The following is a 10,002-nucleotide window of genomic DNA, read 5'->3' as shown; positions in this document are numbered from 1 at the left end:
GCGGCGAGGCTCAGGCCAACGATCTCGGGCCTGCACCTCACCCCTACCCCTCTCCTTCCCGGAGAGGGGTTCCCGCGCTTTCAATATCCAGCCGGTAGCGCAGCTTTTCCCGCTCGCCCTGGGCGTAGGAGCTGTAGCTCTCCGGCACGGGCACGGCCTCGACCAGCACGGCGCCGAGCTTTTCCAGCGTGCGGCGCGATGCGGCATTATCCGGCGTCGTCGTCAGCCAGAGCTCGGACAGGCCATGGGCCCGGGCGAGCGGCAGGAGGGCGCGCACCGCCTTGCCGGCCAGGCCGCGCCCGCGATAGCGCGGCTCGATCGAGAAGCCGACCTGCCCGGCGAGATGGGTCAGGAGATAGGTCGTCGCCGGCCGCAGGCTGACCGTGCCGGCGCGCTCGCCGGCGATGAGGATGTCGAATCGATAGGCCAGTACACCCCAGGGCGAGGTCTCCGGCCGGTAGCGCTGGCTCGGCCGCAGCATGACCTCCTCGCAGCCGAGGCCCGACAGCAGGGGCTCGCCGATCTCTTCATCGATGGCCATGGCTTGCGATCGGTGCCGGACTTGCTGCTGCGGTAGGAGCGCGCAGGCCTCTTCCCCCGGCGCGTCGAACACCCTAAACCACGCGGACCGGGCGCGCAGCCCTCTTTCCGGCGCGAGACCGCGTCAACGCGCAGATGCGCCAACAAGGCCAACGGGATTTTTCATGTCGCTCGTCGATTCCGTCCGCAAGGTGATCGTGCCCATCCACAAGGAGGGCTATGTCTTCATCGCCATCGCGCTGGTGGCGACGATCGTGCTCGCCAATCTCTGGTCGCCCTTCGGCTGGCTCGGCGCGATCATCACCATCTGGATCTGCTATTTCTTCCGCGATCCGGTCAGGATCACGCCGCAGCGCGAGGGGCTGGTGATCTCGCCGGCCGATGGCCGCGTCAGCCAGATCGCCTCGGCGCTACCGCCGCCCGAGCTGAACCTGCCGGCCGAGCCGATGACCCGCATCTCGATCTTCATGAACGTCTTCGACTGCCACGTGAACCGCAGCCCGGTCTCGGGCCGCATCGCCAAGATGGCCTATACGCCCGGTCTCTTCCTCAATGCCGAGCTCGACAAGGCGAGCGACGACAACGAGCGCAACGCGCTGGCGATCGAGACGCCGGCCGGGATCGTCGGCGTCGTGCAGATCGCCGGGCTGATCGCGCGGCGCATCGTGCCCTTCGTCAAGGAGGGCGATTCGATCGCGACCGGCGAGCGCTTCGGCCTGATCCGCTTCGGCTCGCGCGTCGACGTCTATTTGCCGACAGGCGTGACCCCGCTGGTCGGCGAGGGCCAGACCGCGATCGCCGGCGAGACCGTGCTGGCGGACGTCTCGGCGAGCGAAGCGCGGCGGGCTTACCGGGCGCAATAACGCGACAGGTAGTTGCCCGCGCCGAGAGAACTGGTAGCGATCGGCAGCAAGCTGCGCTGCCGGCCATCCACGCCACAACGCAAGGCCCGGCCGGTTGTGCGAAGCCGGGAGGTCAAGCCTTGAGCGTCACCTATCTGATCGATTTCCAGGTCGTTCCGGCCAAGCGCGAGCGCTTTCTCGCGCTGCTGAACGGCGTGCTCGACGCGATGCGCTCCGAAGCGACCTTCCGGGACGCGACCTTGCATGTCGACCCGCAGGACCAGAACCACTTTCTGCTCCATGAGACCTGGGCCGATCACGACGAGGTGGTGGCGGTCCAGATCAAGCGACCCTATCGCGACGACTGGCACGAGGCCTTGCCGCAACTACTGGAACGTCCGCGCGGCATTTCCATCTGGACGCCGCTGCGCTGTGATCGGGCGCGCTAGCCTCCTCCGCGAAAACCGCGTATTCCGGCTGCCATGAGCGATCTCTTTCCCCCTTTCGAGCCCGAGCAGGTCGAATCGAAGCGCGCGCGCTTCAGGGCGATCCCCTTCCGGCTGATCGCGCCCAACCTGATCACGCTGCTGGCGCTCTGCCTCGGCCTGACCGCGATGCGGCTCGTGGTCGAGGGCAAGCTCGAATCGGCGACGATCTTCATTTTGGTGGCGGCGGCGCTCGACGGCATCGACGGCCGTCTTGCCCGGCTGCTGAAGGGCACCTCGCGCTTCGGCGCCGAACTCGATTCGCTCTCGGACTTCGTCAATTTCGGCGTGGCGACGGGCTATGTGCTGTGGATCTTCGTCCTGCACGACCTGCGCTCCTTCGGCTGGATCATCGTGCTGACGCTGGCCTGCGCCATGGCGCTGCGCCTGGCGCGCTTCAACGTGATGATCGACGATCCCAACCGGCCCGACTGGCAGAAGAACTTCTTCGTCGGCATGCCGGCCCCGGCCGGCGCGATCACCGCGATGCTGCCGCTCTACCTGCATTTCATCGGGGTGCCGGTGCAGGATTACGGCGCGCCCTTCGTCGGCATCTACATCCTCTTCATCGCCTTCCTGACGATCTCCCGCATCCCCTGCTATGCCGGCAAGACGCTGGGCGCACGCGTGCCGCGCGAGAACGTGCTGCCGATCTTCGTCGCCGTCGTGGTGCTGGCGGGGCTGCTCTTCGCCTATCCGTTCGAGATGCTGACGCTGATCGTCGTGGCCTATCTCGCCTCGATCCCGGTCAGCGTCGCGCGCTATCGCAAGCTCGAGCGCGAGCATGCGGCAGGGCAGGCGGGCCCCATGGCGTCACCCGAGCCCGTCAAGCCGTCCGATACCGATTAATTGTGCGGCTATGCACACAATCGAGCCGTCATCCCGGACCAGTCGCGAAGCGACCTAGCTCGTCATTGCGAGGAGCGGAGCGACGAAGCAATCCAGGGGCCGTCGAGCGAGCCTTCCTGGATTGCTTCGCTGACGCTCGCAATGACGGAGCTTGCTGCGGCCGTGGCCCTAACGCCTGCGGCCGCGGAGCCGCGCCGCATTGGCGCGGGTGCGCTTCGAGAACGGCTCGAGCGTGCTGTTGGCGGCTTTTGCCGCCGCCTCGGCGAAATCCACCTGGGCAAAAGGGCTCATCGCCATGCCCCACCAGAACAGGCCGACCGCCTGGCTCGCCGCCAGGCCGCTCTCCATCACCGCCGAGACCTTTTCGGTCACGGCCTTGGCGGCCTCGCGCTGGCCGTGGCTGTCGCCGAGCGCGCCCTTGAGCAGCATCGGCATGCGCATCGCGATCGTCAGGCCGGCATCGGCCTGCATGGTCAGGACCTTGCTGACGAGCGCCTGCGCTTCCACTCCCGCGCCGGTCACGGACCGCAGGCGCTTGCTCGTTATCGCCATATCTGGGGGGACTCCGGGAGGGGGAAGAGACCGGCGCAAACGCCAGGTCCCGCGCGGCGATTGCAACGCCTCGTCGGTGGAATGTGGCAAGCCCGGACCGATTGTGCAATGCGAAGTGCGTCATGACAGTGCATAATTTATGCGCACAGTGCATAGCCAATTCAGGATTTCAGGGCCGGCCTGCGCTCAAAGCGGGGCGGCCGCGCCGGATTTCGCAACCCGCGAAAATGCTCTAGAGGCTTGAGGCAGGGGCGGCCGGCCGGCCGCCCGCGACCGTCGAGACGAGCGCCAGAGTCGAACGCCCTTGAGTTTCTTCGCCTCCCCGAAACCACCCGGCTGGCGGCCGATGCTGGTCCTGGCCTCGGCCTCGCCGCGCCGGCTCGCCCTGCTGGAGCAGGCCGGGCTGAAGCCCGACGCCATGCTGCCCTCCGATCTCGACGAGACGCCGCTCAAGGGCGAGCGCCCGCGCGACCTGTCGCGCCGCCTCGCCCGCGCCAAGGCCGAGGCGGCGCGCGAAGGCGCCAGGAGCCGCCCCGATCTCGAAGGCTGCTACATCGTCGCCGCCGACACCGTCGTCGCGGTCGGCCGGCGCATCCTGCCCAAGGCCGAGATCGTCGACGAGGCGGCCGCCTGCCTGCGCCTGCTCTCCGGCCGCGCCCACCGCGTCTACACCTCCGTCGCCGTGGTCGCGCCGAACGGGTCGATCCGCGACCGCATCGTCGAGACGCGGGTGCGCTTCAAGCGGCTCTCGTCGGAGGACCTCGAATCCTATCTCGCCTCGGGCGAATGGCGCGGCAAGGCCGGCGCCTATGCCATCCAGGGCATTGCCGGCTCCTTCGTCGTCAAGCTCGTCGGCTCCTATACCGGCGTCGTCGGCCTGCCGCTCTACGAGACCGTGAACCTGCTCGGCGGCGAGGGTTTTCCGATCCGCTTCGGCTGGATGAATATCGGCTGAGGGCTGAGATTCTTACGCCGTCATTGCGAGCGCCGCAGGACGCTGCTTGCGGCTTCTCATGATGATGGCCGCAAAGCGCATGCGCCGCGTGCGCTCCCTCAGCTTGCCCCGTGGCATGGAAACCCCGATCCTGCGCCCGCAAGCGCGGCCGGCCTACAAGCCGCGCAACCGGGGACGAGGCTCATGACGGAACGCTTGAGGGGCAAGGTCGCGATCGTTGCAGGCGCGGGCTCGATCGGCCCCGGCTGGGGCAACGGCAAGGCGACGGCGGCGATCTTTGCCCGCGAGGGCGCGCGCGTCGTCTGCGCCGACATCAACCGCGACGCGGCCGAGGAGACGGCCTCGCTCATCCAGAACGAGGGCGGGCAGGCGATCGCCGTCCAGGCCGACGTGACCCGGGCCGAGGCGGTCGCCGAGCTCGTCGCCCAGGCGCTCGGCCGCTATGGCCGCATCGACATCCTCGACAACAATGTCGGCATCGCCGAGGTCGGCAGCGTCGTCGACCTGCCGGAGGAGGTCTGGGAGCGGGTCTTCCGGGTCAACCTGACCGGCGCCTTCCTGGCGATGAAGCATGTCATCCCGGTGATGCAGCGCCAGTTCGAGGAGAGCGGCGAGGGCGGCTCGATCATCAACATCTCCTCGATCGCCTCGATCCGGCATACCGGCGTGCCCTATGCCAGCTATTCGGCGACCAAGGCGGGGCTGAACCAGCTCACCCGCACCACGGCCGCGCAATATGCCGCCCAGAAGATCCGCGTGAACGCGATCCTGCCCGGCCTGATGAAGACGCCGATGGTCGAGCATTCGGCCGGGCTCGCCCAGGCCTATGGCGAGGGCGACGTCGCGGCGATGTGGGCGGCGCGTGACGCGCAGGTGCCGATGGGCCATATGGGCGAGGCCTGGGACGTCGCCTATGCCGCGCTCTTCCTCGCCAGCGACGAAGCGCGCTATGTCACCGGCATCGAACTCGTCGTCGACGGAGGAATCACGCTCAAATATGGCTGAGATCAAGGACACGCCCCCCGGCAAACCCTGCCCGATCTGCGGCAAGCCGGCGGTGACGCGCTTCAAGCCCTTCTGCTCCGCGCGCTGCGCCGATATCGATCTCGGCCGCTGGCTCAAGGGCTCCTATGTCATCCCCGGCGAGCCGGTCGAGGAAGCCGAAACCGCGCCGTCGCGGCGCGAGGACGAGGAGACCTGACGGCGGGCCGGCCCCGACAGGAAACCTTGCGCGCCGCAACTCGTTGCTTCCGAAAGCGACAAGGAGCGGATCATGGCATCCATCGACAAATTCACCGGCGCGGCCGGGACAGGCCGGGACCTGGCGCTCGCCCTGGAGCGGCGCTTCCAGGGCAAGGACTGGATCGCGGACCTCGCCGACCGGGCGAACCAGAGCCGCGATTTCGTCGAATGGCATCTCCAGGAGGACATGGCGCCGCCGGCCGAGATCATCGCGGCGGCGCAGGAGATGCTGAGGGGCGGCAGCCCGCCGTCCGAGGACGACGCTCGGCCGCCGGGCGCCAATACCGGCCTGACGAGCCCGGACGACCTGCCTTTCGCCGGCTTGCCCGGAAATCTGGGGAAGCTGCGCAAGGACTGACCCAGCCGGGCCGCAAGCTGCCGCGAAGCGACTGGACAGCCCGGCCGTCAGCCTCTATATCGCCCCGACCAACACGGAGCGCGCGCCGCTTCGCCGGATGCCCAGATAGCTCAGTTGGTAGAGCATGCGACTGAAAATCGCAGTGTCGCTGGTTCGATTCCAGCTCTGGGCACCATTCTTTCTCCACGGTTTTTTGGGGCGGCCCTTCAGTGCGAGGCCAAGGGGCGCAAGCTGCCTTGTCGGTGTTTTCGTTGGATTGACGACCAAGCGCGTAGCTGGCGTGAGTTAGGGCACCCTACCGGTCGCCCGTGAGCTGCATATCGTTGCGATAGCATCCTCGCGCCAACATAAACCGAGTGCTGCGTCGTCAGCCTGCCCAGTCACTCTGCCGCTATAGATTCCAACAAATTCCATCCGCGTTTCATTCAGCGCGACGTCAGCACGCTGCCAGAAACCAGGATCGTCGATATCTACTTCTTCGTATGGATCCGTCGTGCTCCAGCGGCCGGTGTAGGACGCAAAAACTGGTGATCCAGACATTCCTCGGCGTGTCTGACTATCAATGAAGAATGCTGGTATCTCGCGCCCGCCGACGAGGCCGCCGACCACGGCCAAATGACCGCCTAACCGGACCGGATAGTGCGGTTCTGAAGCAATATAACCCGACTTCCAAATTGGCAGACCAAACCCAGTACTGAGTGATGAAGGGTATCCGATTATGAACGCCGGTCTGCCGGGCAGCACGGGAATGGGAATGCTGCCGATGCGATTGACGGGCGTGTGCATGACCGTTGGCTCAAACTCCGGCTTGGCCAACTCGATAGCGATAACATCGCAGTCGGATCCCAGTTCGGGATGCTCGAACCAGGTAGGATCTAACAACGCATCGCTGTCCCCGTAAAGCTCGATGCGGTGTGCTATCATCGCGAATTCTGTGTTGCCCGGCAGATGCGCTCTAATAAGAGTCGCCGTTTTGCACATTAAATATTGAGGTATTCTTCCGTATTCATCAATTTTTTCTTTTGTTATAGCGTCGCGTCCCGAGATATTATGCCAATTTGTTATAAGGAATCTCGTACTTTCATTGTCGTAATAAAAAGCTGTTCCAGACGAAATGATACCAGCGTGATCGCACATTAAAATCTGGAAGGGTGCTTGAGAATAAGTGCTCCTAATTCCATTCCTGGGCATGACGCTTCCCAAAAAATATAGTGTACGGGGATATTGTCACCTGGGCCTGAATCTATGAGCTCCCTGACTCATTCCCCGCGCTAGGCAATTGCAGGTCCGAACTATGTTGTTGTGTGGCGGCGAATGAATATTACAATCTGGATAGTGATCGCATGACTGGCAAAGAGTCGCTGGCGTTGGCCCAGGTGGTAGAGTTTGTACTTTTTTGTTGATGTCAGTCATTAAATCCTCCCCATTTTCTCCAGCTAAACACGCGGTCTTTCTTTACGCAAGGTAAACTGCAGCGAACGATGGTTGCTGCCGAATTACGGGACAGTCTTGGTGATCTTCCTCACCCCCCGCAGTTGGCTCCGCACCTCCACTGACGTCGGATCGGCCGTTTTCTTGTGGCCGCCCATGTTGCGGATGTCGCCTACGCGTTGAATGAAGCGCCGCTGAGAAACTTCGATCACGGGCGCGCGCTTGAGCGCTTGCCGAGCGGAGCGGAGCGTGGCAGCCAGCGGGCAGAGTGTGTGATCTGCAGCGGCGCTCGCAGTGACCGCCAGCGAGAGCGGCAAGTCCTACCGGCAATTGGCGCGGCAGCGCACTGCGAAGACGGTCGGGTCGTCCTCGCCGACCGTGACGATCTCGATCAGCATGTCGCGCCGCGAGCGCCAGACGAAGATGCAGTGCCCCAGGCCTGTCCCGGAACAGGCGAGCATCTCGGGAAAACCCGCGCAGCGCCGGTTGCCCTGCAGGCAGGCGTCCGACTCGGGCAGTTTCACCGGCTTGTAGCCGAGCCCGGCGAGGCCGCGGCGGGCGTCCCGGTATTCGGTGTCCTTCGGGAAGCTCGGCAGGCGCTCGGCGGAAAGCGCGGCGCTGCTCGCCAGCATAGCCAGCACACAGGCGAGAGCACGCATGTCAGCTCGCCGGAGGCCCGTCAGCCGTCATTCGACGAATTGAGCTCGTCGGGCGTCAGGCTTTCGTCTCCGGTCATGCCGGCGGCCTGGCGCAAGGCGTCGTTGATGCGATCCTGCCAGCCCGGGCCGTCGCTCTGGAAATGCTCCAGCACGTCGCGGTCGATCCGCAGCGTGACCATTTCCTTCGCGCCGGGGATCGCCGGGCGCTTCTCGGCCGGAACCGCCACCTTCGGAGCGGCGGGCTTGAACAGCGCCTGAGCGTTCTTCCAGGGGTCCGGAGGCCGGCGGGTTCTGTCATTGCTCATATATGGGTCCCTTGGCTCATGCGTCGTCCCCTTGTTCTCTCCGCAGGCCTTCGGCGCACCATCCGGTGAACCTGTCAGTCGACAAGGGCGATTCTACTGGATCGGCTGGTGCTTGGCCTGCTCGACGCTGGCCTTGGCGAGCATCGCCTCCAGCGTGGTCAGGACATCCGACGCCATCCACAATTGCAGGTCCTGGCCGCCTTCGACCTCGAGCGCGATGGCGGCCTCGGTCGAGCCGTCGGCGCTCACCGTGATGTGCTTCACCTTGAGCACCGCCACGTCGATCATCGGCTTTTCGGCCATCTCGTGATCCTCTCAGCTGCACGAGCGGGAACAGAGCCGGGTGCCTCGGCGCCCGGCATGCGCAGTTTAATGGCGAAGGCGGCGAAAAGAACCCCGACCAAGCCGCCGAGCACCTTCACGACGGCGTCCGGCGCGCGGCCGTGCCGCGTCGGCGCGAAGGATTGCGCGACCTCGAGCCCGACGGCGACGCCGATGACGGCGAGCAGGATCCAGCCGCGCCGGCGCGGATAGGCGAACGCCAGCGCGCCCGCCGTCACGAAGAATGCCAGGAAGCGCTCGAGATCGGCGCCGAAGCCCGCGATATGCGGGCGCGCGCCGATCGGCGACAGGGTGGCGAAGACGATGACCAGCGCGGCGCACCAGCCGGTGGCGGCGGCCACCTTGCGCAGGAGTTCAGGATCGGGTCTTGAACGTGCCATCTGGCCGGGCGGTATCAGAGTGTCGAACTCCGGTGCAGCCCCTATCGCGGGACTGTGACACTCTGCCCCGAAATCGCAGGTCGGTCCACCGGCCCCGGCGCGATCTTGTCACCGCGGGGCGAACCCGGCGCGCAGGCGCCGGGCCCCGCCGGCGGAGCGTCTGCGCTCGTCAGCCGGCCTTCTTGGTGACCAGCGTCAGCTCGCCGCTCTCGTCCATCTGGGCGATGAGCACATGCATCGAGGTCAGGCCCTTGGCTTCAAGCGCCGACTTGATGTTGGGCGCGGCGTCGATCGCCTTGCGCAGCTTCTGGAGCTCGCTGTCGCCGCGCTGCGCCACGACCTGGGTGACCTGCGTCTGCGTCTCCTGTGGCAGCTCGGTGATGTCGACGACGTTCACCGACTTGATCGACGGCGGCTGTGCAGGCGCCTGGGGCGCCGCGGCCGGCGGCCGAGCGGGGGCGTTCTGGCCGGATGGCGCCTGGGCATTGGCGGCGGCCGACAGCACGAGGGCCGTGCCGGCTGCCAGGATGGTGATCATGCGCATGGGCTGTGCCTTCCTTGGGTTGCGGATGGCCGCCCAGTTGAATCGGTCAATGGGGTCGCAAGCTGGAGCGCATGAGGTCATTCCGTGACGATGTCGCGGCGAGAATGTGCAGGGACGGCGGAAGGCCCGGGCGGGTCAGCGGCGCCGGCACAGGGCCGCCTCGTGCGCCGTCGCGCGGCGCAGCACCTTGCTTGCGAGGATCTGCACGGGCGGGCCCTCGGTGACCGTGCCGGTGAGGACGAGCCGTCCGTAATAGAGCCCGTCCGAGAGATCGCGCCGCGCCGCATCCGCGGGCGGCAGGCCGCTCAGGTCGGGCTCGGTCCGCGCAAAGCGCTTGCCGGACGGCACCAGCACGACATCCTTCGAGGGGCAGGGCGCGCGCACGCAGCGCAGGCCGTTGTCGCAGGTCACGAACAGCGCCTGCGCCCCGGCAGGCAAGGTTGCTGCGGCGAGGGCGGCGACGGCAAGGAGGGAGCGCGGCAAGATCATCGGGGCTATCCTTCCGGGCGGCAGAATAC

At 66.1% G+C, this 10,002-nt stretch carries 16 protein-coding genes and 1 tRNA gene; 8 read left to right on the top strand and 9 right to left on the bottom strand.

Features of this window, described 5'->3' with window-relative positions; translation table 11 throughout:
• Positions 1-43: 43 nt before the first annotated feature.
• The gene (locus ACTIF2_RS25215; RefSeq protein WP_439499884.1) at positions 44-541 is read right to left on the bottom strand and encodes a GNAT family N-acetyltransferase; all 498 of its coding nucleotides are present in this window, start codon (positions 539-541) and stop codon (positions 44-46) included.
• 163 nt (positions 542-704) lie between these two features.
• Between ACTIF2_RS25215 and ACTIF2_RS25210 the strand changes: the two genes are divergently transcribed.
• The 3 genes from ACTIF2_RS25210 (at position 705) to ACTIF2_RS25200 (ending at position 2,716) form a co-directional block, all read left to right on the top strand.
• Positions 705-1,403, top strand: coding sequence for a phosphatidylserine decarboxylase (locus ACTIF2_RS25210; RefSeq protein ID WP_439499883.1), 699 nt, complete (start codon positions 705-707; stop codon positions 1,401-1,403).
• Positions 1,404-1,522: 119 nt separating this feature from the next.
• Complete coding sequence (locus tag ACTIF2_RS25205) at positions 1,523-1,831, top strand: putative quinol monooxygenase (protein ID WP_439499882.1); 309 nt, start codon at positions 1,523-1,525, stop codon at positions 1,829-1,831.
• A gap of 33 nt (positions 1,832-1,864) precedes the next feature.
• Positions 1,865-2,716 carry a CDP-alcohol phosphatidyltransferase family protein gene (locus ACTIF2_RS25200; RefSeq protein ID WP_439499881.1) on the top strand — a complete coding sequence of 284 codons (852 nt, stop codon included), beginning with the start codon at positions 1,865-1,867 and terminating at the stop codon, positions 2,714-2,716.
• Positions 2,717-2,884: 168 nt separating this feature from the next.
• Here the strand turns inward: ACTIF2_RS25200 and ACTIF2_RS25195 are convergent, their stop codons facing one another.
• Positions 2,885-3,268, bottom strand: coding sequence for a hypothetical protein (locus ACTIF2_RS25195; protein WP_439499880.1), 384 nt, complete (start codon positions 3,266-3,268; stop codon positions 2,885-2,887).
• Between the two features lie 346 nt (positions 3,269-3,614).
• Here ACTIF2_RS25195 and ACTIF2_RS25190 point away from each other — a divergent pair, with 346 nt between their 5' ends.
• The 5 genes from ACTIF2_RS25190 to ACTIF2_RS25170 all read left to right on the top strand — a co-directional run bounded on the left by ACTIF2_RS25190 (position 3,615) and on the right by ACTIF2_RS25170 (position 5,998).
• A complete protein-coding gene (locus tag ACTIF2_RS25190; protein ID WP_439499879.1) occupies positions 3,615-4,223 on the top strand; it encodes a Maf-like protein in 609 nt (202 codons plus the stop codon).
• A 183-nt stretch (positions 4,224-4,406) separates the two neighbouring features.
• The gene (locus tag ACTIF2_RS25185; RefSeq protein WP_439499878.1) at positions 4,407-5,228 is read left to right on the top strand and encodes an SDR family NAD(P)-dependent oxidoreductase; all 822 of its coding nucleotides are present in this window, start codon (positions 4,407-4,409) and stop codon (positions 5,226-5,228) included.
• Positions 5,221-5,424 carry a DNA gyrase inhibitor YacG gene (yacG, locus tag ACTIF2_RS25180; protein ID WP_439499877.1) on the top strand — a complete coding sequence of 68 codons (204 nt, stop codon included), beginning with the start codon at positions 5,221-5,223 and terminating at the stop codon, positions 5,422-5,424. Before ACTIF2_RS25185 ends, yacG begins: the two co-directional genes overlap by 8 nt.
• Positions 5,425-5,496: 72 nt before the next feature.
• A complete protein-coding gene (locus tag ACTIF2_RS25175; RefSeq protein ID WP_439499876.1) occupies positions 5,497-5,823 on the top strand; it encodes a hypothetical protein in 327 nt (108 codons plus the stop codon).
• 99 nt (positions 5,824-5,922) lie between these two features.
• Positions 5,923-5,998, top strand: a tRNA-Phe gene (locus ACTIF2_RS25170).
• 110 nt (positions 5,999-6,108) lie between these two features.
• Here the strand turns inward: ACTIF2_RS25170 and ACTIF2_RS25165 are convergent.
• The 7 genes from ACTIF2_RS25165 to ACTIF2_RS25135 all read right to left on the bottom strand — a co-directional run bounded on the left by ACTIF2_RS25165 (position 6,109) and on the right by ACTIF2_RS25135 (position 9,973).
• Positions 6,109-6,960 carry a trypsin-like peptidase domain-containing protein gene (locus ACTIF2_RS25165; protein WP_439499875.1) on the bottom strand — a complete coding sequence of 284 codons (852 nt, stop codon included), beginning with the start codon at positions 6,958-6,960 and terminating at the stop codon, positions 6,109-6,111.
• A gap of 614 nt (positions 6,961-7,574) precedes the next feature.
• Positions 7,575-7,913, bottom strand: a complete 339-nt coding sequence (locus ACTIF2_RS25160) for a hypothetical protein (RefSeq protein ID WP_439499874.1) — start codon at positions 7,911-7,913, stop codon at positions 7,575-7,577.
• A gap of 20 nt (positions 7,914-7,933) precedes the next feature.
• A complete protein-coding gene (locus tag ACTIF2_RS25155) occupies positions 7,934-8,218 on the bottom strand; it encodes a BrnA antitoxin family protein (protein WP_439499873.1) in 285 nt (94 codons plus the stop codon).
• 93 nt (positions 8,219-8,311) lie between these two features.
• Positions 8,312-8,521, bottom strand: a complete 210-nt coding sequence (locus ACTIF2_RS25150; protein ID WP_439499872.1) for a hypothetical protein — start codon at positions 8,519-8,521, stop codon at positions 8,312-8,314.
• On the bottom strand, positions 8,503-8,940 hold the full coding sequence (locus ACTIF2_RS25145) for a VanZ family protein (RefSeq protein ID WP_439499871.1): 438 nt from the start codon (positions 8,938-8,940) through the stop codon (positions 8,503-8,505). The genes ACTIF2_RS25150 and ACTIF2_RS25145 overlap by 19 nt, the downstream gene beginning before the upstream one ends.
• 169 nt (positions 8,941-9,109) lie before the next feature.
• On the bottom strand, positions 9,110-9,484 hold the full coding sequence (locus ACTIF2_RS25140) for a hypothetical protein (RefSeq protein ID WP_439499870.1): 375 nt from the start codon (positions 9,482-9,484) through the stop codon (positions 9,110-9,112).
• Positions 9,485-9,619: 135 nt separating this feature from the next.
• A complete protein-coding gene (locus ACTIF2_RS25135; RefSeq protein ID WP_439499869.1) occupies positions 9,620-9,973 on the bottom strand; it encodes a hypothetical protein in 354 nt (117 codons plus the stop codon).
• Positions 9,974-10,002 lie beyond the last annotated feature (29 nt).

Source organism: Allobosea sp. (genome assembly GCF_051860145.1).
GTDB lineage: Bacteria > Pseudomonadota > Alphaproteobacteria > Rhizobiales > Beijerinckiaceae > Allobosea.
Note: the sequence above shows the minus strand (reverse complement) of the source record. Positions and strands in the feature narration are given on the sequence as shown.

What these genes read in the sequence shown, in the direction of transcription:
- ACTIF2_RS25215 (WP_439499884.1), bottom strand. Translation starts at nt 541, where the DNA reads ATGGCCATCGATGAAGAGATCGGCGAGCCCCTGCTGTCGGGCCTCGGC.
- ACTIF2_RS25210 (WP_439499883.1), top strand. Translation starts at nt 705, where the DNA reads ATGTCGCTCGTCGATTCCGTCCGCAAGGTGATCGTGCCCATCCACAAG.
- ACTIF2_RS25200 (WP_439499881.1), top strand. Translation starts at nt 1,865, where the DNA reads ATGAGCGATCTCTTTCCCCCTTTCGAGCCCGAGCAGGTCGAATCGAAG.
- ACTIF2_RS25195 (WP_439499880.1), bottom strand. Translation starts at nt 3,268, where the DNA reads ATGGCGATAACGAGCAAGCGCCTGCGGTCCGTGACCGGCGCGGGAGTG.
- ACTIF2_RS25190 (WP_439499879.1), top strand. Translation starts at nt 3,615, where the DNA reads ATGCTGGTCCTGGCCTCGGCCTCGCCGCGCCGGCTCGCCCTGCTGGAG.
- ACTIF2_RS25185 (WP_439499878.1), top strand. Translation starts at nt 4,407, where the DNA reads ATGACGGAACGCTTGAGGGGCAAGGTCGCGATCGTTGCAGGCGCGGGC.
- yacG (WP_439499877.1), top strand. Translation starts at nt 5,221, where the DNA reads ATGGCTGAGATCAAGGACACGCCCCCCGGCAAACCCTGCCCGATCTGC.
- ACTIF2_RS25175 (WP_439499876.1), top strand. Translation starts at nt 5,497, where the DNA reads ATGGCATCCATCGACAAATTCACCGGCGCGGCCGGGACAGGCCGGGAC.
- ACTIF2_RS25165 (WP_439499875.1), bottom strand. Translation starts at nt 6,960, where the DNA reads ATGTGCGATCACGCTGGTATCATTTCGTCTGGAACAGCTTTTTATTAC.
- ACTIF2_RS25160 (WP_439499874.1), bottom strand. Translation starts at nt 7,913, where the DNA reads ATGCGTGCTCTCGCCTGTGTGCTGGCTATGCTGGCGAGCAGCGCCGCG.
- ACTIF2_RS25155 (WP_439499873.1), bottom strand. Translation starts at nt 8,218, where the DNA reads ATGAGCAATGACAGAACCCGCCGGCCTCCGGACCCCTGGAAGAACGCT.
- ACTIF2_RS25150 (WP_439499872.1), bottom strand. Translation starts at nt 8,521, where the DNA reads ATGGCCGAAAAGCCGATGATCGACGTGGCGGTGCTCAAGGTGAAGCAC.
- ACTIF2_RS25145 (WP_439499871.1), bottom strand. Translation starts at nt 8,940, where the DNA reads ATGGCACGTTCAAGACCCGATCCTGAACTCCTGCGCAAGGTGGCCGCC.
- ACTIF2_RS25140 (WP_439499870.1), bottom strand. Translation starts at nt 9,484, where the DNA reads ATGCGCATGATCACCATCCTGGCAGCCGGCACGGCCCTCGTGCTGTCG.
- ACTIF2_RS25135 (WP_439499869.1), bottom strand. Translation starts at nt 9,973, where the DNA reads ATGATCTTGCCGCGCTCCCTCCTTGCCGTCGCCGCCCTCGCCGCAGCA.